General features: G+C 61.7%; 16 protein-coding genes. 5 read left to right on the forward strand and 11 right to left on the reverse strand.

Annotated elements, in window-relative coordinates; translation table 11 throughout:
• Positions 1-75 precede the first annotated feature (75 nt).
• Positions 76-528: a methyltransferase family protein gene (locus ACN0SY_RS03735; protein ID WP_417684569.1), complete on the forward strand. Its 453-nt coding sequence runs from the start codon at positions 76-78 to the stop codon at positions 526-528.
• 9 nt (positions 529-537) lie between these two features.
• Here ACN0SY_RS03735 and ACN0SY_RS03740 read toward each other — a convergent pair whose 3' ends face one another.
• Positions 538-1434 carry a LysR family transcriptional regulator gene (locus tag ACN0SY_RS03740; protein WP_417684571.1) on the reverse strand — a complete coding sequence of 299 codons (897 nt, stop codon included), beginning with the start codon at positions 1432-1434 and terminating at the stop codon, positions 538-540.
• Between the two features lie 96 nt (positions 1435-1530).
• On the opposite strand from ACN0SY_RS03740, the gene ACN0SY_RS03745 reads away from it, so the two are divergent.
• Complete coding sequence (locus ACN0SY_RS03745; protein ID WP_417684572.1) at positions 1531-1818, forward strand: DUF1330 domain-containing protein; 288 nt, start codon at positions 1531-1533, stop codon at positions 1816-1818.
• Positions 1819-2459: 641 nt separating this feature from the next.
• Here ACN0SY_RS03745 and ACN0SY_RS03750 read toward each other — a convergent pair.
• From ACN0SY_RS03750 to ACN0SY_RS03785, 8 genes are all read right to left on the reverse strand, one after another.
• Positions 2460-3056 (reverse strand): class I SAM-dependent methyltransferase, encoded by a 597-nt coding sequence (locus tag ACN0SY_RS03750; protein WP_417684573.1) that lies wholly within the window; start codon positions 3054-3056, stop codon positions 2460-2462.
• A gap of 71 nt (positions 3057-3127) precedes the next feature.
• Positions 3128-4306 carry an ABC transporter permease gene (locus tag ACN0SY_RS03755; RefSeq protein ID WP_417684574.1) on the reverse strand — a complete coding sequence of 393 codons (1179 nt, stop codon included), beginning with the start codon at positions 4304-4306 and terminating at the stop codon, positions 3128-3130.
• Entirely contained in the window at positions 4303-5328 is a 1026-nt protein-coding gene (locus ACN0SY_RS03760) for an ABC transporter permease (protein ID WP_417684576.1), read from the reverse strand. Before ACN0SY_RS03760 ends, ACN0SY_RS03755 begins: the two co-directional genes overlap by 4 nt.
• A 110-nt stretch (positions 5329-5438) precedes the next feature.
• Positions 5439-7337 (reverse strand): ABC transporter substrate-binding protein, encoded by a 1899-nt coding sequence (locus ACN0SY_RS03765; protein ID WP_417684578.1) that lies wholly within the window; start codon positions 7335-7337, stop codon positions 5439-5441.
• On the reverse strand, positions 7334-9220 hold the full coding sequence (locus tag ACN0SY_RS03770) for a dipeptide ABC transporter ATP-binding protein (protein ID WP_417684580.1): 1887 nt from the start codon (positions 9218-9220) through the stop codon (positions 7334-7336). Before ACN0SY_RS03770 ends, ACN0SY_RS03765 begins: the two co-directional genes overlap by 4 nt.
• Positions 9221-9381: 161 nt before the next feature.
• A complete protein-coding gene (locus ACN0SY_RS03775; RefSeq protein ID WP_417684581.1) occupies positions 9382-11268 on the reverse strand; it encodes an adenylate/guanylate cyclase domain-containing protein in 1887 nt (628 codons plus the stop codon).
• Positions 11269-11440: 172 nt separating this feature from the next.
• Positions 11441-12634 carry a CaiB/BaiF CoA transferase family protein gene (locus tag ACN0SY_RS03780; protein WP_417684583.1) on the reverse strand — a complete coding sequence of 398 codons (1194 nt, stop codon included), beginning with the start codon at positions 12632-12634 and terminating at the stop codon, positions 11441-11443.
• Positions 12635-12674: 40 nt separating this feature from the next.
• Positions 12675-13166 carry a class I SAM-dependent methyltransferase gene (locus ACN0SY_RS03785; RefSeq protein WP_417684585.1) on the reverse strand — a complete coding sequence of 164 codons (492 nt, stop codon included), beginning with the start codon at positions 13164-13166 and terminating at the stop codon, positions 12675-12677.
• Between the two features lie 151 nt (positions 13167-13317).
• Between ACN0SY_RS03785 and ACN0SY_RS03790 the strand changes: the two genes are divergently transcribed.
• From ACN0SY_RS03790 to ACN0SY_RS03800, 3 genes are all read left to right on the forward strand, one after another.
• Positions 13318-14151, forward strand: coding sequence for an alpha/beta hydrolase (locus ACN0SY_RS03790; RefSeq protein WP_417684587.1), 834 nt, complete (start codon positions 13318-13320; stop codon positions 14149-14151).
• 65 nt (positions 14152-14216) lie between these two features.
• Positions 14217-16859 (forward strand): aminopeptidase N, encoded by a 2643-nt coding sequence (gene pepN, locus ACN0SY_RS03795; RefSeq protein ID WP_417684589.1) that lies wholly within the window; start codon positions 14217-14219, stop codon positions 16857-16859.
• Positions 16860-17029: 170 nt separating this feature from the next.
• Positions 17030-19396 carry an ATP-binding protein gene (locus ACN0SY_RS03800; RefSeq protein WP_417684591.1) on the forward strand — a complete coding sequence of 789 codons (2367 nt, stop codon included), beginning with the start codon at positions 17030-17032 and terminating at the stop codon, positions 19394-19396.
• 160 nt (positions 19397-19556) lie between these two features.
• Here the strand turns inward: ACN0SY_RS03800 and ACN0SY_RS03805 are convergent, their stop codons facing one another.
• Together ACN0SY_RS03805 and ACN0SY_RS03810 are read right to left on the reverse strand one after the other, a co-directional pair.
• Positions 19557-22574 carry a bifunctional [glutamine synthetase] adenylyltransferase/[glutamine synthetase]-adenylyl-L-tyrosine phosphorylase gene (locus ACN0SY_RS03805; RefSeq protein WP_417684593.1) on the reverse strand — a complete coding sequence of 1006 codons (3018 nt, stop codon included), beginning with the start codon at positions 22572-22574 and terminating at the stop codon, positions 19557-19559.
• The gene (locus tag ACN0SY_RS03810; protein ID WP_417684595.1) at positions 22546-24012 is read right to left on the reverse strand and encodes an ATP-binding protein; all 1467 of its coding nucleotides are present in this window, start codon (positions 24010-24012) and stop codon (positions 22546-22548) included. The genes ACN0SY_RS03805 and ACN0SY_RS03810 overlap by 29 nt, the downstream gene beginning before the upstream one ends.
• Between the last annotated feature and the right edge of the window lies 1 nt (position 24013).

The raw sequence follows: 24013 nt of genomic DNA on the forward strand, positions 1-24013 counted from the left end.
CTGAGGAGGGTTGACGGTGACCGCCGAGGGCCTTCTCATGTCAGCGACTCATCAGTGCGCGCCAGAAGGAATGTCATGAACCTGAAAGTTCCGCCACTGCTGCTGACTGCTCTCCTGTGCGCTGCCCTTTGGGCCTCGGCAACTGCCTTGCCCGCGTCAAGCTTTCGGGTTCCCGGACAATGGATCATCGGCGCACTTCTCGCGGTGCCTGCGGTCCTGTTGATCCTTCACTCCGGTCTTCTGTTCCGGGGTCTCGGCACGACCGTCAACCCGATACGTCCGGAGACATCGACCCGGCTCGCCGTCACCGGTTGTTACCGTTTCAGCCGCAATCCCATGTACCTCGGCATGCTCCTCGGGCTCGGGGCGGTGGCGGTTGCCCTCGGCAGCCTTCTGGCGCTCGTCGTGCTTCCCGGCTTCGTCTGGTACATGAACCGCTTCCAGATCGAGCCGGAAGAACGCGCACTCGGCACCTTGTTCGGGGAGGACTACCGCGCCTACCGCCTGAAAGTCCGCCGCTGGATCTGAGCGGGGCGGCTACTGCCCCTCGCCCATGAACAGCTGCGAACGCTGCCGGAATTCCTCGGCGGCGAAGCGCATGAAGCGGCGGATGCGCTCGACGTTCTTCAGCTCCGGATGGGTCAGCACCCAGATGTCGAAGTAGCGGACCAGTTCGAAGCCCGGAACCCGGACCAGCTGCGGGTCCGTGTCGCCGAGAAAACAGGGCATGCGTCCGATGCCCATGCCGGCGCGCACGGCCGAATGCAGGGCAATCATGTCGTCGCAGACAACAGAGGTCACCGCATTGGGAAACCGGCTGCGGATCTCCTTGGGCGGGCTTTCGCCCCACCATTTGAAGGCGACATAAGGTATGGGCGCATCGTCCTCGCTGCCTGACAGAGCCTCGCCATGGGTGTTGACGAAGGAGCGCGAGGCATAGAAGCCGCGACGCTGGCCGGTAGCAAGGCGGCCGAACAGCCCCTCGTCCGGCCGGTCGGTCACGCGCACGGCCACATCTGCCTCCCGCCGCGTCAGACTGAGCAGTTCATTGGAGGCCAGCATGGAGAGTTCGATCTTCGGATGCGCCTCGGCGAAGCGCGCCATGATGTCCGACAGCCCGGCCTGGAAGATCAGCTGGGCCGCTGTGATCCGCAAGGGGCCTTCCAGTTCGCCGTCCCGCGCGGTGATCCGCGTGTCTAGCGAAAGGACCTCCGCCTCCACGCGCTTGGCGGTGTCCACCGCTTCGCGGCCCGCATCGGTCGGCACAAGGCCGTCGGGCAACCGGTCGAACAGGCGCGCGCCAATGCCCGTCTCCAGCGCGGTCAGACGGCGCGAGACGGTGGAGTGGTTGACGCCGAGCTTGCGCGCCGCCGCCGACAGGTTTCCCGCCTTGGCCACGGCCAGAACGAATTTCAAGTCATCCCATTTATCCATGGCTGTGCATTATTGCACAGATTGATTTCCTATTTGTGGAATTTTTCACAAAGGCATTTCGCGGCACAGTTCCCCCGTCAACAACGGAGGACTGACATGACCGTTCAAGCACTCGCACTTATCACCGTCACCGACAAGGAGGTCCTGGGCAAATACCGGGAAGTCGCCGGGCAAGCGCTGGCAAAGCATGGCGGCAAGGTCATCGCAGGCGATCCCGCCCCCACCGTCCTGGAAGCTGCCTTCGAAGCCCCGACGCTTGCCGCCCTGCTGAGCTTTCCAAGCGTCGAGGCGGCAAAAGCCTGGCGGGAAGACCCTGCGCTCGGCGACATTCACGCGCTGCGCAATTCCGGCGGCAAGTCGACGATCGTCGTGCTGCCTGCTTAAAGTTCCAGACGCTACCGCGCGCGCTCTCCTTCTCCCATCCGGGAGAAGGAGCCCGAAGGGCGGATGAGGGGAGTGCTGAACCTGTAGCTGCGAGCCCCTCACCCTGGCCCTCTCCCCAAGTGAGAGGGAATGCGGCTTTGCTGTGCAGGCAGGCAAGCAGCCTCCGCTCCAACGCCGTCCCGGCCCCCGAGCCGGGACCAACTATCTGCACACCGGAACAGATACCCAAAAGCCCTGTGTGCGGGTTCCCGAATCTTCGCCCTCGCTTCGCCCGGGAAGGCGGATCCGAGGGCTAGCCACCCTCCGACCGGCATCATCCGGTCGCGTATCCCCAGGATCGGGTCCAACGGCAAACCCGGCGATTTGTCATCCCGGACGAAGGCTTCGCCTGAGATCCGGGACCGGCGAGCCGAGGCGTTTGCGGGTGCGCCTGACTGAATCCGATGCGCTTATGGCTCTCCGGTCCCGGCTCGCGCTATGCTTGGCCGGGATGACGACGAAGAGGTTCAGGACGACCAACAAAAAGGGGCGTCCGATTGGACGCCCCTTTGATTCATTCGGACTTTGTAGCCTCTGCGGGCCGGCTTGAGCATGCCCCATTCAGGTCAAGCCGCAACCGGCTTGGGCATGCTCCATTCAGGTCAAGCCTTAACCGGCTTGACCAGGCGCATGCGCCAGGTGACGCCCTTCTTGTCTGATACGAGGCGGTAGTCGTCGAGGACTTCCCACTTTTCCGCGTCGTCCGTTGCTTCCCAGAGCCTGGCGATCAGCTTGTTGGCGCCGCTTTCCGGGCGCTTGGGCGAATACATGGAGAGTGCGATAACGCCGTCTTCCTTCAGGAACGGCACGTAGCGAGACACGACGGCGGCCGGGTCCTCGGCGAAATGCAGCACCTCGTTGAAGACGATGGCGGAGAAGGTCTCGCCGGCCTGCGGCTCGAAGGTATGCATGTCGCCGGCGCGCAGGGAGGCAATCGCCGGGTCGACATTGGCGATTTCAAGGGCAGCGGGCGCCAGGTCCATGCCGACGTATTTCTTCACACCCATGGGCTGCAGGCGCTCGTAGAGCAGGCCTTCGCCGCAGCCGATATCCAGTACCTCTCCCATGGAGTTGGTGAGGTTCAGCCACATGCCGATGATGCCGTAGCGGCCACTTTCGGGCAGCGAGCGCAGGAACGCCCAGCGGCCTGCTTCATATTCCTCGTCCCAACCTTCGGCGGTGCTGGCATTCTTCGACATGGGGTCTCCGGTGGCTTGCTGCCGCCACCCTCATTCAGGGCAGTGGCAACGTTGTAACTGTATCGTCAGGATCACTTATAGGGATCGGCCGCGTCACGCAAACCGTCGCCGAGGAAATTGAACGCCAGAACCACAATAATGATCGGGATCACCGGCGCCATCAGCCAGGGATAGACGGTCACGACCGAGATGTTCTGCGCCTCGTTCAGGAGCACGCCCCAGGACACTGACGGCCGGCGCAGGCCGAGGTTCAGGAACGACAGCGCCGTCTCGCCCAGGATCATCGAGGGGATCGACAAGCTGGCCGAGGCAATGATGTGGCTGGTGAAGCCCGGCAGAAGATGGCGGGTGATGACGCGCTTGGGCTTTGCCCCCATCAGCACCGCCGCCTTGGCGTATTCCTCTTCCCGAAGGGACAGAAGCTTGGAGCGTACGGCACGGGCAAGGCCGGGCCAGTCGAGAAGACCGAGAATTATGGTCAGGCCGAAGTAGATCCAGACCGGGCTCCAGGTGACGGGCAGCGCGGCGGACAGGGCCATCCACAAGGGCAGTTCGGGGAGCGAGCGCATGATCTCGATGACGCGCTGAATGACGCTGTCGGCAATGCCGCCGAAATATCCGGCGATGCCGCCGAAGAACAGCCCGAGCACCAGTGAGATCGCGACACCGACCAGGCCGACGGTCAACGACAGCCGTGCGCCATAGACAAGCCCCGAAAGCTGATCACGGCCGAGCCTGTCGGTGCCTAGCAGGAACAATGTTCCGTTTTCGGCAGGGCAGAACAGGTGGAAATCGGCGTCGAACAGGCCCCAGAACCTGTAGTCGTCGCCACGGCAGAAAAAGCGGATCTTCTGTACCTGGGTGGTGTCATCAGAGAAGACCCACTTCAGGTTCACCATGTCGAGTTCGGACTTCATGCCATAGACGAAGGGTCCGACGAACTCGCCTTCATGAAACAAGTGCACGGCCTGCGGCGGCGCATAGAGATGCATGCTGTCGCGGGTGTTGGGCGTATAAGGCGCGATCACCTCGGCGAAGGGCACACAGAGATAGAACAGGATCAGCACCACGCCGGACCAGACCGCGATCTTGTGGCGCTTGAACTTCCACCACATGATCTGCCACTGGGACGCCTGGTAGAAGCGTTCCTGCTCCGGCGTCAGCTCTTCGGAAACGGTCGGATTGAACGGTGCCGGATCGACGTAATGTTCGACTTCGGTGGAGCCGTTGCGGGTCTCGTTGCTGCTCATGACGCGGCCCTCCCGCCAAGCCGAATTCGCGGATCGAGTACGGCGAGAAGAAGATCAGACACGAGCATGCCGATCAGGGTCAGAACGGCGACGAAAAGAAGAATGAAACCGGCCAGGAACTGGTCCTGGCTCTGCAGCGCTGAAAGAAGCACCGGGCCGACGGTGGGAAGATTCAGAACCACCGACACGATGACGGAACCGGAAACCAGAGAAGGGATCAGGTTGCCGATATCGGCAATGAAGGGGTTAAGCGCCATGCGCAGCGGATATTTGACCAGAAGCTTGCGCTCGCTCAGGCCCTTGGCCCGTCCGGTCGTGACATATTGCTTGTGCAGCTCGTCAAGCAGGTTTGCCCGCAGGCGCCGGATCATGGCGGCGGTGCCCGAAGTACCGATCACGATGGTCGGGATGATCAGGTGGGCAAGAACCGACATGACCTTGTCGAAGCTCCAGGGCTGGTCGATGTATTGAGGCGCCATCAAACCACCCACCGACAGGCCGAACCACCTGTTGAACAGATACAGCAGGATTAGGCCGAGCAGGAAGTTGGGAGTGGCAAGGCCGATATAGCCGAGAAACGTGAAGCCATAGTCGCCCCAGGAATATTGCCGCGTGGCGGAGTAGATGCCGATCGGGAAGGAAACGACGTAGACGAACAGGATGGTTGCGAAGTTGAGAACGACGGTTAGCGGCAGGGTCGGACCGACCACATCCGAAACCGGCTTGTCGAACTCAAAGGACCAGCCCCAGTTGCCCTGCAGCAATCCGTCGAAGCCATGCGGCCCCGGCCACAGACCGACCCAGATCAGGTAGCGTTCGAAGAACGGCCGGTCGAGAGCGAATTCCTTGCGCAGGAACTCGAGCTTCGCCACGGACGACGACTCTCCGGTCGACTTCAGGGCCGCGATCTGGTTGGAAATATAGTCCCCTGCCGGGAGCTCGATGATAAAGAACGTCAGAAAGCTGATGACAAACAGCGTCGGGATCATCGTCAGGATCCGGCGCGTTATGTAATACAACATCGATAATTCCCCAGCAGCCCCTGCCCCCGTTTGCGAGAGCGATTATCTTTTGTTTTTAAATCTTTATCGAATGCCCTGCCGAATTCATCCGGCAGGGCCAGATCGCACGCCTAGCGGCGTGCCTTGTCTTCCAGGTAGAACTCGTCCATCCGGTAGATACCGAAATGCGACCCCGGATCCCAGCCGTAGATGGCGGTCAGCGGGACGTTCTTGACGCCGTTGATGACAACCGGTTGCGGCACTTCGGAGACCAGGCCTATGCGGACGGTTTCCTCGGCGGTGATGTCCAGCATCTCCGTCCAGATCTTGCTACGTTCCTCGGAAGAGGACGAGCGAAGCCAGGCGTTGTAGAGTTCCATCAGGCGTTCGGCCGGTGCCCAGTCGGGCTTCTCACCGCCTTCGCCGCCGGTCTCGTGATAATCGCCCCAGGAATGCCAGGACAAGACTTCGCCGCTCACCGGCGCAAAGTCTGAAGGCGGCATTTCGGATGTCGGAATGCCGTTCTCGATGCCCCACCAGACGGACATGACCAGCTCTCCGGTGATGGAACGCTCACGCAGGATATCCCGCTGGCTCGGCTTCACATAGAGTTTGACGCCGATCTCCTTCCAGGTTTCACCCACCAGTTCGAGCGCATCTTCCTGAACCGAAGCTTCACCGGACGTCTCGATGATGATCTCGAGCGGCTTGCCATTCGCCATCAGGCGAATGCCTTCACCGTTGCGCTCGGTGAGGCCGATTTCATCAAGCAGAGCGTTGGCCTTGTCCGGGTCGTAGGTCGCCCACTTGGTCAGATACTCTGCCTTGTACAGCGGGCTCGCACTCAGCACCGTATCGTTTCCGGCCTTGCCCAGCCCGAAAAACAGCGTGCGATTGATCATCACCCGGTCAATGCCGAGTGAAAGCGCATGACGAAAGCGCTTATCGCGCAGCAGCTCGCGCCAGTCCGGATCCTTGACGGTCAGGTTTGGAAGGATCGCGATTTCCGATCCCTTTGCATTGGCCCAAAGCGCTGTCGTGTAACCTTGCGAGGCTTCGCCCTGCTTCAAAACGGTGATGTCGGAGAACGACAGGTTGCGTGCCTGAAGGTCGGACTCACCGGCCTGGGTCTTGGCGCCAATCAGCTTCTTGTCGGCAACGGTCATGATGACGTTGTCGATATAGGGAAGTTGCTGACCGCTGCTGTCGACCCGATGGTAGAACGGGTTTCGCTCGAGGACGAAACGCTGGTCACTATTGTTGGACTTGCGCACCCAGGGCTGCAGCGACGGCAGATCCGGGTTCTGCGCGTCGTACATGTCGTCCTTCTTGTTGTGCAACGGTGCCCAGCTGCGCGCCTTGACCTCTGCGGCCGCCGTTTCGATGAAGGCCGGGTCGCCGTACTTCTCGTGAAACTGCTTCAGGTAGTGCGCAGGACGGTAGATGAACGGAGGCCGGGACTTTGCCAGCTCGCCAAGGAACAACGGGTTCGGCCCCTCCCAGGAGTAGCGCACCGCGGTTTCGCTCAGGACCTCGAACTTGGGGCCCTTGCCGTCAACCGTAAGGAACGGTGGCAGGCCGGAGGGATTCAGTTCCTCGTTCAGGGCGACATCTTCGAAGTAGTAGCGCAGGTCTTCGGCGCCAAACGGTGCTCCGTCGGACCATTTGTGGCCTTCACGCGTATTCAGCGTGAAAATGCGTCCTTCCTCGACCTCGACGCTTTCCAGGATGTCGGGAACGAGTTCCAGTTTCTCGTTGTAGCCGACAAGCCGGGCGTAACCCCATACGTTGATCAGGCGAACATCCTTGGCCCGGCCGATCAGGGTATCCAGGTTGCCGCCATGAGAGCCGATTGTCCGGCCTCGGCCTGACAGGTCGACGACCAAGGGCTCGGACGGCACCCGTTCCGACACCGGCGGCAGGCTCGCGTCGAGCCCCGGTGTTTCCTTCAGATCCAGGGCGCAGGCCGGATAGGCTGCCAGCCCCGACACGACGAGCGTTGCCGCGCTCAACCCCTTCCAAAACATCATGCTGCAGTTCCCCTTACAGCGCCCGATGGTTTCATCCCCGGTGCGCAAACAAAATGATCTTTCTCAAGCTCGACCAGTGTCGGCTCCACGCCGCGCGCCAAGGTGAAGGGCGCAGGCCAGGCCGCAGGATCGGATGCGCGATGGTCGTCAAGCGCAGCGAAATCGAGCGGAGCTTCCAGATCCGGTTCCGGAACCGCCGACAACAGTGCCCTGGTGTAGGGATGCAGCGGGTTGGAGACGACTTGAGAGGTCTCGCCCACTTCCACCACACGCCCACGGCACATCACGGCAACACGGTCGGCGATATAATCGACCACAGCCAGGTTATGGCTGACGAAAAGGTATGTCAGGCCAAGGTCGCGCTTCAGATCCTGAAGCAAGTTGAGGATCTGCGCCTGGACGGACACATCAAGGGCGGACGTCGGCTCGTCGCAGAGAATAAACTCCGGATTGAGGGCAAGCGCGCGGGCGATCCCGATGCGCTGACGCTGCCCCCCGGAGAAGGAATGCGGATAACGGCGCAAATAGCGCGCGTCGAGACCGACCAGGTTCATGAGGCTCCGCGCCCGTTCGGCCTGTTCAGCCGGGGTTCCGATGCCGTGAATCTGAAGGGGTTCGGTCAGGATGTCGTTCACGGTCATGCGCGGATTCAGCGACGAGAACGGATCCTGGAAGATAAGCTGAACCCGGCGGCGGTAGTCCATCAGTTCCGGACCGCTCAGCGAATTGACGTCCTCTAGCCCATTGCCGCGATCATAGCGAACCGAGCCCTCGTTCAGCTTGATCGCCCGGAGGATCGCTTTGGCCGCCGTCGTCTTGCCGGACCCGGACTCGCCAACAAGGCCAAGACACTCGCCGCGCTTGATGGTCAAGTTGATGCAATCGAGTGCCGTCAACTCGATCGGCTTTGCGGAAAACAAGCCGCTCTTGCGCAGGGAAAACCGCTTTGTCGCGTTGCGCATCTCGACCAACGGCTGCCCCGGGGCCACCTTGCAGTCGATCCGGCGACTCTTGAGATCCTCCGAGCGGACTTCGATCGGACGGATCGGCATCAACCGCTCGTCCTTGTCCATGTTGAAGCTGGGCACCGCATTAAGCAGGGCTTTCAGGTAGTCGTGCTTCGGCTCCGTGAAGAGTTGTCTCGCCGTCCCCTTTTCCATGATCCGGCCGTGATAAATCACCACCACCTCGTCGGCCATGTTCGCGACCACGCCGAAATCATGCGTGATCATGAGAACGGACATGTGCAACTCGGACTGCACATCCTTGATCAGCTTGAGGATCTCGGCCTGGATCGTCACATCCAGAGCGGTCGTCGGCTCGTCCGCGATCAGCAGGGCCGGACGGCAGATCATCGCCATGGCGATCATCGCGCGCTGGCGCAGGCCGCCGGAGAGTTCGAACGGGTAGGCGTTAAGGGCGCGATCGGGGTCCGGAAACTGAACCAGGCGCAGCATGTCACGCGTCAATTCACGTGCCTCGGCAGCGCCCACATTCCGGTGAAGAAGAGCCGCCTCACCGATCTGGTCGCCAATCGTGTGCAGTGGCGACAGGGAGGTCATGGGTTCCTGGAAAATGATCGCAACCTGGTTGCCGCGGATGTGCCGCATCTGCGGCCCCTTGCGATCCAGGGCGGTGATATCGACAGGCGCTTCCGATCCTCTCGGATCCGCCAGCACGACACGGCCGGAAACGATCTGCGCCGCGGACGGCAGAAGCCCCATGACCGTCTGGGAGATCACCGTCTTGCCGGAACCGGATTCGCCGACAAGGGCGACGGTCTTGTTCTGAGGAACCGAGAAAGAAACATTGTCCACGGCCCGGACGTTACCCTCAGCCGTGTTGAAATCGACAGTCAGCCCATCGATCGTCAGAACATCCACCGCGCTTCCCCTCCGCTGTGATCGATCCCCATGCGACAAGACCAGTAGGGCCCGCTCGCGCGGTAAAAGACAACCACAAATCCCAGTTACTTAGCAATGTAAAAGGGGGAAATGATCGAAGTGTGACCCAGATCACAATCCGGCGGCGGAAGCAGCGCTGTCTATTCCGCTGCAGTGGGCGAAATTCCGTAGTCGGCAGGCATGCCGACCGCAAAGGGATCGAGCTTCCAGACTTCCAGCGCCTGGGAGCGGCCACGCAAGGAAAACTCGCCGGCGCTTTCCCGAACGATCTGTTCAGGCAAGCGCGCGACGGTATCTGCGCTGGCAAGGATGACGACCTCTTCACCCGCACCGACCTCGCGTCCGAGCGTCTGCAAGCGTTCGGTCACATTCACGGTGTCGCCGACGACCGTATAGTTCCAGCGATCGAGCGCCCCGACGTTGCCGACAACGGCCATGCCGGTATGGATGCCCATGCGCATCTGGATACGCCGCTCGCCCCTCATCTCGGCTTCATCGTTTTCCCGCTTCAGCACTTCGGCAATCCGGCGCGCGGCGCGAACGGCGGCAGCGGCATTGTCCGGCCTTGCATCCGGGGCGCCCCAGAATGCCAGCATGCCGTCACCTATGAACTTGTCGACCGTTCCGCCTTCCTGCTCCACCGCCTGGACCAGAATGGAGAAATGACGGTTGAGATAGCTGGCGGTTTCCGTCGCACTCAAGCCCTCGGACAGCGCCGTAAAGCCAACGATATCTGTGAAAAGAATTGTCAACTCGGCCTCGCGCGCCTCGGCGGCCTGCTGTCCGCCCAATCGCATGAGCTTTGAGAACAGCGAGCGCGGCACATAGAGGTTCATCGCCCGCAAGCCGTCGACCATGGAGTTGAACGCGAGAGCCACCTGATCGAGTTCGGCGACGCGACTGCGCGGCAAGGGCTCGACGTCGTCAAGGGCAAGGCTTCCGACCCGCTCCGACTGGCGTGCCAGGTTCCTGAGCGGCCGGGCAACCCGCCGTCCCATCCATATGGCGACGAGCACGGCAATCAGGAGCGCCCCTAGGCCGACGGCCGCTGACCCCATCAACCTGCGCACTTCGCGCGACATGCTGACGCCGCGAAAATACTGACCGATGACCCAAGGCTCATCCGAATATCCCGGAATGACCACCCTCATGACGATGAAGTCGTCGTTGGCGGTCTCGACCCGGCTGACGCGAATCCCCAGGTCCGCGGCACGCTTGAACGCCTCGAGCTGCTCCTCTTCGCCGAACGCGGCCAGAACCGGGTCGCCCAGGATGTTTCGATCCGACGGCAGCTCGACCTGCGGCACGTTTCCGGTCTGAAAGACAGACATGTCCGAATGAACAACGACCTCATCGCCGTTGGCGATGATGAAGACCGTCGAATCCTCGCCCTCGTCCATGGACTGAATGCTCTCGCCCAGCGCGGTCAGGGAACTGGCGGCCGTCAAGGTTCCGATCATCCGGCCATCGACAACCAGCGGAACCGAAATATGGGCGAACTGACCGACGTCGTTATGCAGCAGGCGCCCCCAGGTCGGGCCGCTTTGCGCGGTCAGCTTCGGCAGCTTGTAGGTCTCGCGCCCGCCGGCCGGTATCTGGCTCTTGAAGGGCCAGAGCCGGCCCGAAGGCGCCTTGAAGACACCAAAGTTGTCGCCATTCAAGTCCGTGACAACCAGCACGTTGATGCGCGAATTGGTGGCCATTGCCACTGTCAGACGGTCCAGTCCACTGTCCGGATCATCGACACGCAGGGTCCCGGTCTCGAAAAATGGCTTGAGATCGACCACGGCACTTTGCACGGATTGGAAGTGCTCGCGCAGCTGCCGTTCCATGGATTGGGTGATCAGGATCGCCTTGTCGTTCAGCAGCGAGAATGTGTTGTTGTAGTTGGCCTTGACGGACAGGAACAGGACGAGCGAGAGCGAGAGCGCAACAAAACCGCCGAAGCTGAGCGAAATGATCCGCGTCAGGGGCATGTTCAACCTGCCGCGCCGCCGCCTCGCCACGAATTTGCGGATCTTGTTCATGCGCCCGCGCTTCTCCAGCTGTGTTCCGGCGACATGCCGAAACCGTTTCCTGCCCCAGAACTTAAGACCGAATCCCGAAACCGAAAGTCCTTTGCACTCAATAGTAGCGCAAAATGTGACATCGCTCCGAGAACCGGAGGCAGGTTTGCCGCTGCTCGGTTAACGTCCGCCCTCAGCCGTTATCGTTTGCACTGCGTGGCGGAAGTCCCAGTTCGCTCAGGATCTGGTCGGTATGCTCGCCAAGACGCGGGGCGGCACGCTCGAGAACCAGTTGGCTGTCCGAAAAACGGATCGGTGTACGAACAGAGGAAACAGTTGCGGTTTTCGTCCCGGTTGCAGGCAAGTCGACCCTCATGCCGCGATGCCGGACCTGTGGATCGTTGAAGACATCCTCGACAGAATTGATCGGCCCCGCAGGTACACCCTTGGCTTCGAGCTGAGCCAGAAAATCGTCGCGGCAACGCTTGACGATCTCAGCCTCGAGAATTGGAACGAGCGCCAGCCGATTGGCCACACGCGCCGCATTGGTCGCGTAGTCCGGATTGGAGGCAAGCTCGGGCATCCCGAGAATGTCGCAAAGCCTGGTGAACTGGCTGTCGTTGCCGACCGCCAGGATCATGTGTCCGTCGCTGACGCTGAAGACCTGGTAGGGCACGATGTTCGGATGTGCATTGCCGAGGCGCTTTGGAGCCTGGCCGGATACAAAATAATTGAGCGCCTGGTTCGCCAGTACGCCTGTCAGCGAATCCAGAAGCGCCATGTCCACGTGTTCGCCGATACCGGTCTCGTCGCGCTTGCGCAGGGCAGCCAGAACGCCGATGACGCCGTAGAGACCGGTAAAGATGTCGGCAAAGGCGACGCCGATCTTCTGCGGTTCTCCCTCCGGATCCCCGGTCAGGTCCATGATGCCGCCCATGCCCTGAATCATGAAGTCATAACCGGCACGGTGAGCGTAGGGACCGTCCTGGCCAAAGCCGGTGACCGAGCAATAGACCAGCTGCGGATTGATGCGATGCAGGCTCTCGTAGTCGAGGCCGTATTTCGCCAATCCCCCGACCTTGAAGTTCTCGACCAGCACGTCGGCATCCGCGATCAGCTTGTGAACAATCGCCTGTCCTTCCGCGGTTCGGAAATCGACGGTGATCGAGCGCTTGCCACGGTTGCAGGAGTGAAAATAGGCCGCATCGCCCTGCTTTCCGTCAGCAGTTTCAACGAAGGGCGGCCCCCAGCCGCGGGTGTCGTCGCCGTCCGGGCTTTCCGCCTTGATCACGTCCGCGCCGAGATCGGCAAGGGTCTGCCCGACCCAGGGACCGGCGAGAATGCGAGCAAGTTCGATAACCTTCACGCCTTCGAGCGGGGCTGTCATTGAAATCTCCTGACGGTGCGCAGCGCGCGGAACAAGGCGCCTAGCCGTTCTTCTTGTAAAGGTGATAGCGGCCGGGACGGATGCCCTCGGGCTTTGGAAGTTCTTCGAAATTGGCCAGGTCGAGCGCAAGGCCCGACAGGACGTAGCCACCCGGCTTTGTATGCTGGTCGATCAGGGGCGACAACCATGCACAGGTTGCCAGGTCCGTTGTCGGGTCACCCGAACCGAGGTCGCAATGGATGAAGGCCGCCTGTTCCTTGATACGCGGACCGCAATAGGCAAGCGTTTCGCGGATTTCGCCGAAGATCATGTGATCCCCGTCGGGGATGCAGCTCGGATGACAGGCAAGGTCCCGGTCGAAGACGAATATTTCCCGGCCGGGAAGGATCTCCCGGATATGATCGAACGTCCGCCCGTTCCCAAGGCCCAGCTCGAGAATCGGACCCTCAACGTTCTTGACGCGCTCAGCGACGTCCTCGAGCAGGATCTTCTGTGCGGTCAATCGGCGGATGAAGCTGTCCAGGCGGCTCATGATCACTCTCTGTTACCGTGAAGTGACCGATACTTAGCTTGTGCGAACTGCAAGGTCAAAATACCGAGGCTCAAGTTTCGAAAGCCTTTGGGCGCTTGCGCATAAGCCCCCCGCCATGGTTCAAGGTGTCAAAGCCAGTGGGAGAGATGCGATGGCGAGCGCCACGCCAGATATGGAAGCGGAATACAACAACCGGGCACGCGTGCCCGAGCATCCGGAACTGATCGCAGCATGGAAATCAGGCGCGGAAGCGTACCGGACCGCACGCTCCGATGCGCAGCTTGACCTGGCCTATGGCACCGATCTCCGGCAGGTGTTCGACGTGTTCCCGCGCTTGACCGGAACGCCTGAACGAGATCGCACCGCACTCTTCATTCATGGCGGCTACTGGCAGGCACTGGACAAGAGCTTCTTCTCCCACATGGCCCGGGGGCTCAATGCCCATGGCTATGACGTCGTGATCGCCAACTACCGCCTGTGCCCGGCCGTTTCCATCGCCGATATCATCGACGACATGCGCGAATTGGCCGCACGAACCTATGAGCTCATGCACAGGCCTTTACTTGTCTATGGCCATTCCGCTGGCGGGCACCTGGCGGCCTGCCTTATGGCGACCAATTGGGCCGGCCGGGGCCTGCCCGCCGATCTTTGCGACCGGGCGATGCCAATCTCGGGTCTGTTCGATCTGCAGCCGCTGGTCCAAACGTCGGTCAACACGGCGCTGAAGATGTCTGAAGAGACTGCGGCGCAGGCGTCGCCGCTCACAGGCAACCCACCGTCTTCCGGGCGTTTCGTCGCTGTCGTGGGAGGCGATGAATCCTCCGAGTACCTGCGCCAGAGCCGGACACTCGTCGACCGTTGGGCGGGACCGGCGCTGGGCGGCGTACTGGACATCCAGTCCGGGGCGAACCATTTTACCGTCATCGATCCGCTCAGCGATCCGGACAGTGCGCTGACGACAGCGCTTGTCAATCTGGGCGCCTAAGGCACTCCGCCGCCAACTGCCGTCGCTTCTGACAAACAGACACGATCACTCACAAGGAAACCAAGATGCGTCCAGAAACGGCTGTTGCCATTCGTCTTGAGGACTATGAGCCCGCGCCGTACAGGATCGACACGGTTGATCTCGATATCCAGCTCAATCCGACGGTCGCCAACATCCATGCGCGGCTTTTCATCTCGCGCAACGAGGGAACTGCACCCGGAACGCCTCTGGTGCTTGACGGTGACGAGCTGGAACTGACAGGCCTTGCCATCGATGCCATGCCGGTTCTGGACGGTACGTACTCGGCCAGCCACGACAAGCTGACAATCAACCGCCCCCCGGAAGACCCGTTCGTCCTGGAAATCCGCACCCGGATCGACCCTGGCTCAAATACGGAACTCATGGGGCTCTACCGTTCCAACGGCACTTACTGCACCCAATGCGAGGCGGAAGGTTTCCGGCGCATCACCTATTTCCTCGACAGGCCCGACGTGCTTTCGGTCTACACGACCCGGATCGAGGCGCGGAAGGGCGATGCGCCGGTACTGCTCGGCAACGGCAACCTGGTTGACGCTGGCCCGGTGCCTGGAACAGATCGCCATTTCGCCATCTGGCATGACCCGCATCCCAAGCCCTCCTACCTATTCGCCATGGTCGCCGGCGACCTCGCTCATGTCGCGGACACGTTCACGACCATGTCCGGCAGGAAGGTGGATCTGAAAATCTATGTCGAGCACGGCCGCGAGGACCGCTGTGCGTGGGCGATGGACAGCCTGAAGCGCTCGATGAAGTGGGACGAGGAAGTCTTCGGCTGCGAATACGACCTTGAAATCTTCAACATCGTTGCCGTCTCCGACTTCAACATGGGCGCGATGGAGAACAAGGGCCTCAACATCTTCAACGACAAGTATGTTCTGGCAGACCCGGAAACGGCGACGGATCAGGACTACGCCAATATCGAGGCGGTGATCGCGCACGAATACTTCCACAACTGGACCGGCAACCGCATCACCTGCCGCGACTGGTTCCAGCTGTGCCTCAAGGAAGGCCTGACTGTGTTCCGCGACCAGGAGTTCTCCTCGGACATGCGGTCGCGAGCCGTGAAGCGCATATCGGACGTGAGGCTTCTGAAGTCGCACCAGTTCCCGGAAGATGCCGGCCCCCTCGCCCATCCGGTGCGGCCGCGCAAGTACACCGAGATCAACAACTTCTACACCGCGACCGTCTACGAAAAGGGCGCGGAGGTCGTGCGCATGCTGAAGACGCTTCTCGGTGACGAGGGGTTCAAGAAGGGCATGGATCTCTACTTCGAACGCCATGACGGCGAAGCGACGACCATCGAAGCCTTTTTGACCTGCTTTTCCGAAGCGACTGCCACGGACCTCGGCCAGTTCGCCCGCTGGTACGAACAGGCAGGTACACCCCGGATCGACGTGAAAAGCCACTATGACAAGATCGCCGGGGAACTGACGCTGGATATCAGCCAGTCCATTCCGCCGCTGCCGGGTCAACCAACCTCCGAACCTGCCGTGCTGCCACTTCGCTTCGGCCTGATCGGCCCGAACGGCGAGGACATGACGCCAGCGGCGCGCAATGGCGCGAGGTTCCAGGGTGACGTGCTGATCCTGGAAGAGCAACGTCAGAAGGTTACGTTCTCCGGATTGCACAACCGCCCGGTCCTGTCGATATTGCGCGGCTTTTCCGCGCCCGTGCGCTTGGAAACGCATCAGAGCGCCGACGACCTCCTGTTCCTCGCCCGCCAGGACAGCGATCCGTTCAACCGCTGGCAAGCGCTTCAGACGCTGGCGACCCATGACCTGATGCGCCTGACCCGGGACGCCCGCAACGGCGCGGCGCTGGAGCCGGATGCCGCTCTCGTGGTCGCCTTCGGAGACGTTCTGGACAATGAGGACCTCGACCCGGCGTTCCGCGCCCTGGCGCTTCAACTGCCGGGAGAAGCAGACCTTGCCCGCGATATCGGCTCGGACGTCGATCCGGATGCCATTGCCGCAGCACGCCAGGCCCTTCGCGCGGCAATCGGCGGTGCACATGCCGCTGCATTCAAGAGCGCGAGTGCGAGCAAGCCGGAAGGAAAATTCAGCCCCGACGCGGCCAGCGCCGGCATGCGCGCCCTCGCCAACCAGGCACGTTCATTCTATGCCGCAAGCGGTGCCGAGGATGTTGCAGCGGTTGTCGAGACCGCTTTTGCAGATGCCGGCAACATGACCGACCGGATCGCCGCGCTGACGCTTCTGGTTCACGATGGTCTTCCGGGAGCGGAAGCCGCGCTCGAAGCTTTCCGCAAGCGCCATGAGCGCACGGCACTCGCCATGGACAAATGGTTCATGGTGCAGGCGACTGCTCCCAGCGCCGACGGCCTTGAGCGGGTGAAGGCCCTGACGGCTCATCCCCTGTTCGATTTCGCCAACCCGAATCGAGTCCGCTCGCTCGTGCATGCGTTCGCCACCGGAAATCCCACTCAGTTTGCCCGAAGGGATGGCGCCGGCTTCGAATTCGTTGCGGATAATGCCCTTGCCATCGATCAGCGCAATCCACAGGTCGCGTCGCGGCTCTTGACTTGCTTCAGGTCATGGCGAGCGCTTGAAGACAACCGTTCGGCCCTCGCGGAAGCGGCACTTCAGCGAATCTCCAACGTGCAAAATCTGTCACGCGACAGCCGCGATATCGTCGACCGTTGCCTGCAATAGTTGGAACAACTGCAAAAGGTTAACAAGAGAGCAGATAACGTCTTTCGCCGTTAACCATTTTTTTCTTCCCACGCTCTGGACAAAAGCCAAACGGTGGATTCAAATGAACTGATTCGGCGAGCAGAATGCAGCGCCGATCAGGACATCACATCAATCGGGGACAGCTTCCGATGGCGCGGGCATCTGCCGGCAGCGCGTCCGTGCGACGCTTTGCCCGGCTCACAGCATCCAAGACAGGCAGAGCCACGCTGACAGCCCATTTGCGGCTGCTCGCGCAGCCGACCTACAAGCGACTGCTGCGTTCGGAGCCGCTGATGCGCCGCCTTATCCCGGCCCTTTGCATGGTGTTCATTGCCTGCCTGGCCTTTTACCGCATCCTTGAGCTGAGCTACGACTATCAGGACGCAGACCGTCAGGCCCGCGATGAAATAGCCCTGACGGCGACCGTTGTCTCTTCCCATCTGGCAAGCGAGGAAGGCGGCCTGCCCGAACTCGGATACCGCTCCGCACTTCAGCGCATTCTTGCCGACAGCCTGCCGGCCGGTGCGACCAGCAACGGGCGCACGTTTCTGGTCGCCGACAAAGATGGGCTGATCGTTGCAAGCGCACCCCTACGCCCCACCCTTGAGGGCCTCCAGATCACCGACCTGCTCGGCCCGACGCAGCCGCTTACTGTTTTCGGAGCCCGCGCCGGCGTCATGGCCCTGCCGATCACGCTGGACGGAAACGAGACCGAAGAAGTCTTCGCGACGGTCCATCACCTGGACGGACGCCTGGGCATGGTCGCGGTCATCCAGTCAGAATCGGACATTTTCATGCCCTGGCGACGTGACGTATCGGCCAACGTCACCCTGTTCGTCGGCACAGCGGCCATCCTCCTGGTCCTGATCTACGCTTTCTTCGCCCAGTCGACCCGCGCCGAGCAGGCAGACGACATGTACGCCGCAACACGCAGCCGCATCGATGCCGCGCTCAACCATGGCCGCTGCGGACTGTTCGACTGGGACCTGTCCCGCGGCCGTATTTTCTGGTCTTCGTCGCTCTACGAGCTTCTGGGCCGGACACCAAAGGACGACATTCTGTCGTTCGCCGAAGTCACGGCGATGACCCATCCGGACGATGTCGACCTGTTCCAGCTGGCCGAGCGCCTGCTTGAGACCGGAGACGGCACCGTCGACGAAATGTTCCGCATGCGCCATTCGGACGGTCACTGGATCTGGCTGCGTGCACGCGGTGAAATCCAGAACGAGCCGGGTCACAGTGAACCGCACCTGATCGGCATCTGCATCGACGTCACAGAACAACACGAACTGGCTGAGGCAAGCCGGACCGCGGACCTGCGCCTACGCGATGCAATCGAGACAATTTCCGAGGCCTTCGTTCTCTGGAACGCCAAGAACGAACTGGTCATCTGCAATTCCAACTACCAGTCGCTGCACAACCTGCCGACTTCGGTCATCAAGCCGGGCACGCCCTACAACGAGGTCATGGCAGCAGCGGGCAACGGCCAGGTGGCGAGCCAGCCGGTGAAGGTCAGCCATCGCTCGGACGCACCGAACGGCAGCTACGAGGCGCAACTGGATGACGGCCGCTGGCTGCAGATCTCGGAGCGTCGCACCAAGGATGGTGGCTTCGTGTCCGTCGGCACGGACATCACCCCGCTGAAGCAACACGAAGAAAAGCTGATGGACAGCGAGCGGCGGCTCAAGGCGACCATCACGGATCTGCAGAAGTCCCGGCAGACGCTTCAGGTTCAGGCGCAGCAGCTGGTGGAACTTGCCGACAAATACGCCGAGGAAAAGAACCGGGCGGAAGACGCGAACCGCGCCAAGTCCGAATTCCTCGCCAATATTTCTCACGAGCTGCGCACGCCGCTGAACGCGATCATCGGCTTCTCCGACATCATGAACCAGGAGATGTTCGGGCCGCTGGGAACCGATCGCTACTCAGAGTACTGCCAGGACATCCACAATTCCGGCACCTACCTGCTCAACGTGATCAACGACATCCTCGACATGTCCAAGATCGAGGCCGGCCGCATGTCGATCGACGCGGAAGCTCTGGATGCCGGTGAAGCGGCCCGTGACGCTGCCCGGATCATCACCGCGGCGGCAAGCGAGAAGAACATCACGGTGACCTGTGACGTTGTTCCGGAGGACCTGCCGGTTGCAGCCGACCGCCGCGCCCTGAAGCAGGTGCTTCTCAACCTTCTCGCAAACGCAGTGAAGTTCACCCAGGATGGCGGCGACGTTCGGCTGGTGGCACGTCCGGAAGGCCGGATGGTGCGCTTCCAGATCATCGATACCGGCATCGGTATCTCGCAATCCGACATCGAGCGCCTTGCCCAGCCGTTCATCCAGGTGGAAAACCAGTTCACCAAGAGCCACAAGGGCTCCGGCCTTGGCCTTGCCATCGCCCGCTCGCTGATCGAGCTGCACGGCTCGACGCTCGCCATTTCCTCGGAAGTCGGCAAGGGCACGACCGTCAGCTTCGTGCTGCCGCTTGGCGAGAAGGCAGAGGTCGCCGAAAGCGCCTGATCGGCCGCCCAGCGCCCTTGCTTGCAGCGCTCATCCTTTTGCCTGACATGACCCGCGCTCCCGGCGGTAGCAAACCTGGCAGCCTCGACACAGACATGGAACGCCATGCCTGGCGGTGACGGGAGTTAGATCCCCGCACGATGGCGACTGCGAAAGGGAGCTATCCCTTCTCCTTACCCTCCACGACTTCCACAGGCCCGACGATTTCCTCAAACTTTGCACGCACGCCCTGCTGGATCTCGGCGAGTTCCAGTCCGAGCCGGGTCAGGTCCGGCGCACCGCCAGCGCGCACAAGAAGATCGAGAACGCCACGCGGCGCTTCACTGGCCACGAACTTGCCTGCCAGCGCCATGCGCAGCACCTGCGTCAGCCGGTGATACAGCCTGAGAGCGTGGAGCAGCTGATCGGCGTCACCTGCATCCAGAACCCCGGCTTCGCGCAGGTTTTCCAGCGCCTGTTCGGTACCTTGCGCAAGCACCTCAGGATGATCATGGGCGCTTGCGAGCTGAAGGAACTGGGCCAGGAACTCGATATCCACCAGACCGCCTGCGACCTGCTTCAGATCCCAGACGTCCTTGGTTCCCTTTTCCTTTTCGATCCGCGCGCGCATCGAACGAACATCGTCGGCAAGCGCCTTGCGGTCGCGCGGTTTGGCCAGGGTTTCCCGCAAATGGTTCTGGATCTTCTCGGCAAAGCCTTCGGAGGTCGAGGCAATCACGCGCGCCCGGGTCAGCGCCATGTGCTCCCAGGTCCAGGCATCCTTTTCCTGATAGGCGATGAAGCCTCCGAGATTGGTTGCGAGAGGCCCGGCGTTGCCCGAGGGCCGCAGGCGGAAATCCACTTCGTAAAGGCTGCCCTCGGCGGTCGGCGCAGACAGTGCAGTCACCAGCCGCTGGGTCAGGCGGATATAATATTGCGAGATCGCCAGGGGCCGGGGGCCATCGGACTGGGTGGCCTCGTCAGGAGCCTCATAGAGCAGGATCAGGTCGAGGTCAGAGGCGGCCGTCATTTCGCGGCCGCCGAGTTTGCCCATTGCCAGAACCGCAACGTCGCCGCCGGGCACATGGCCGTGGCTTTCGGCCACGTGGTCGATAACCCGCGTCATGATCCGATCGACCACGACTTCTGCGAGACGTGCGAGAGCATGTCCGACCTTGTCGGCCGATAGCGTGTCGGAGACCAGACGCAGGCCGATCAGGAACTGCTGTTCCTGGGCGAAGATGCGTGCCCGGTCGAGAGCCTCTTCGTAAAAGCGGGCCAGATCCAGAGTCCGGTCGAGGCCCTCCCGGAATTCCCTCGCGCTCGGCATGGCCCCGAAAAATGCCGGATCGAGCACGGTGTCCAGCACATGCACCCGGCGTGAGACCGTCTCGGCCATGCGTGGAGCCGCACCCATGACGGTGGCCAGCAGGTTGAGCAATTCCGGGTTGGACTTGAGAAGCGAGAAGAGCTGAACGCCGGCGGGAAGCTTGGCCAGAAAGCTGTCGAAACTCCGGAGCGCCGCATCCGCGTTGTCGGTTCCCGCCAACGCCGCGATCAGGACCGGGTGCAGCTCGGTCAGGCGCTCGCGGGCCTTGGTTGACCGGGTCGCCGCATAGCGGCCGAAGTGCCAGGACTTGATGATATTGGCTGCTTCGTTCGGTTGCTTGAAGCCAAGACCCGACAACGTTTCCAGCGTATCCGGGTCATTGTCGTCGCCGGTGAAGACCAGATTGCCGAGTTCGGAGGAAAGTTCCGGCTCGTCCTCGAAGAGTTCCGCATAGTGGCGCTGAACGCGCTTGAGGTGGCCCAGGAACACCGTCTCGAAGGCTTCCCGGCTGTCGAAGCCGCTGAGATAGGCAATACGCAGCAGACCTTCATCATCCTTGGGCAGGAGCTGGGTCTGCTCATCGTTGAGCATCTGGATACGGTGCTCGACATTGCGCAGGAAGATATAGGCCTCACGCAGCTCCTCGCGTGCGTCCTCCTTGATCCAGCCTGCTTCCAGAAGTCCGTCGAGCATGTCGAGCGTGCGCCGTCCGCGCAGATCCGGGTTACGCCCTCCAGCGATCAGCTGCTGGGTCTGGACAAAGAATTCAACCTCACGAATTCCGCCGCGCCCGAGTTTCACATTGTGTCCGGCGACCGCGATCTTGCCGTGACCCTTGTGCATGTGGATCTGGCGCTTGATCGATTGCACGTCGGCAATGGCGGCAAAATCGAGGTATTTGCGCCAGATGAAGGGTACGATCTCCTGCAGGAAGGCTTCACCGGCAGGAATATCTCCGGCGCAGGGACGCGCCTTGATCAGTGCAGCACGCTCCCAGTTCTGGCCAAGGGACTCGTAGTAGGACAGCGCCCCGGGGACGGACATGGCGAGCGGTGTCGCGCCGGGATCCGGACGAAGCCGCAGATCGGTTCGGAAGACATATCCATCCGCAGTGCGATCCTGCATGATCTTGACCAGCCGGCGCGTCATTCGGACAAACTCGACCGAAGCCTCCGCACTTGCAGTCACCGGTGCCACCTCCGGGTCGTAGAGGACAATCAGGTCGATATCCGAGGAATAGTTGAGTTCCATCGCGCCATGCTTGCCCATCGCGAGCACGATGAAGCCGCTTTCGCGCTCCGGATCATCCGGATCGACCGGTGTAAACTTGCCCTTCGAGGCCAGATCGGTGAGGCAGAACCGGATCGCGGCGGACAGCGCTGCATCTGCAAAACCAGCCAGCGCCCCGGTCACCTGCTCCAGGTCGATCGCGCCGCCGATGTCCGCCAGCCCCAGGGTCAATGCCAGATCCTGCTTCAGAAGGCGAAGATCGCGCATCAGGTCCGCTTCGCTGGCCGCGTTTGCCCTGCGGGCCTCTCCCAAAAGCCGGGCGATCCGATGTCCGGGAATGTCGCTCAGGACGCTCTGAAGCCGCGCGGCGTCGCGAACGGCGAGATCGCGCAGGAAGGGTGAGTTGGAAAGCAGTCCGACCAGGAAGGTGCGAAGCGGGCTTCCGTCTGCAAGACGTTTCGAAAGCGGCCCGCAGTTCGCGTCGGTCGCTGCCTTGTCGACGATATCCTTCAGGAAGAGGTCGCCCTTGTCGGGATCGACGGCCTTCGGAGCCATGCCGAGACTGTCCCATAGAGCCCTTTGACCGGGTGGTATCGACGTGGCCGCGCTATCAATTCCCGCCTTCGTCTCTTGCGCCATTGTCGTCGCCACCCCTGTCGTGTTCGGTTTTCCCTGCCTGAGCCATCCTGAGATCAATGCTGACCTTGAGACCCGGCCCCGCATCCTGCAGATGAAGCTGTCCACCATGCAAGCGCGCAATCGCCCTGACGAGACTTAATCCAAGTCCGTACCCGGGCTCGGTGCGGCTGGCATCAAGACGGACAAACCGTCCGATCACCCGCTCCCGCTCTGCGTCCGGGATACCCTGGCCGTTGTCTCGCACAGTCAGGACCATACGTCCTGCGCCGGGCGCCGCCTTGACGGAGATCACTTGCCGACCTTCGAGCGGACGGCCGTATTTGAGCGCATTTTCGATAAGGTTCACGAGAGCCTGCGCAATCAGATCGCGATTGCCGATGACCTCGCCTGCCAGTGCCACGTCGAGACAAAGTTCGCCGCCCTCATCCTCGACGAGCGGTGCATAGAGATCCGCCATTTCCTCCGTGACGGCCTTAAGGTCGACAACGTCCATCCCGGCTTCCGGCGACATGGCTTCCACACGAGCAATGCGCAGCAATGCGTCGAAGATCCGGATCAGGTTGTCACTGTCCTCTATGGTCGCCTCGAGGGCGTCACGATAGTCCGCCTGCCCCTTGCCTTCCCGCAGCACCGTTTCGACCCGGGTCCGCATGCGGTTGAGCGGTGTCTTCAGATCATGAGCGATGTTGTCGGTGACATCCTTCATGCCCTGCATCAGCAGTTCGATGCGCTCGAGCATTTCGTTCAGATTGGTCGCCAGGCGGTCGAACTCGTCGCCGTTTCCGGCAACCGGCAGGCGGCGTGTCAGGTCGCCGTGCATGATGGTCTGGCTCGTGGCCGACATGGCGTCGATGCGCTTCATCACCCTGCGGCTGACGAAAAACCAGGTGGCCCCGGCCATGACGACGACCGCGATCAGCCAGAACCGCATGGCTCCTGCCAAAATGGAGGTGAACCGAACCTGTTCCCCAAGATCGCGCCCGACGAGCAGGCGAAATCCTCCGCGCAGCTCGAAGATGCGGACCAATGCCTCGCGCTCCACCTCACCGCCGGCTTCGACACGGCCATAGCGCATCCGGCGCACATCGCCATCGGCCTCGTCCAGAACGACGGTCGGGAGGCGGGAGATGTTGCCGACGATGGAATTGCCGGCAAAGTCGATAAGAAGGTAGAGACTGGCATCGGGCCGGCGCGAGCGCCGCTCGATACTTTCGACCAGCGCTCGGACACCGCCGCGCAAATATTCTTCCGACAGACCCGAAATTTCGGCATCCACCGTCTGTACGACCTGACTCTCCATCAGCTCGTTGGTGCTGCGCGAGATATAGACCAGCAGAAATCCCGACAGGCCCGAGAACACTGCGATGTAGAGCAGCGACAGCTTGAAAGCGGTCGTGCGCACCATGCGGGTCAGGCCGTTTTTCGGGAATGCGCCCATG

It is taken from the genome of Roseibium sp., from assembly GCF_048261595.1.
In the GTDB taxonomy this organism is placed as follows: domain Bacteria; phylum Pseudomonadota; class Alphaproteobacteria; order Rhizobiales; family Stappiaceae; genus Roseibium.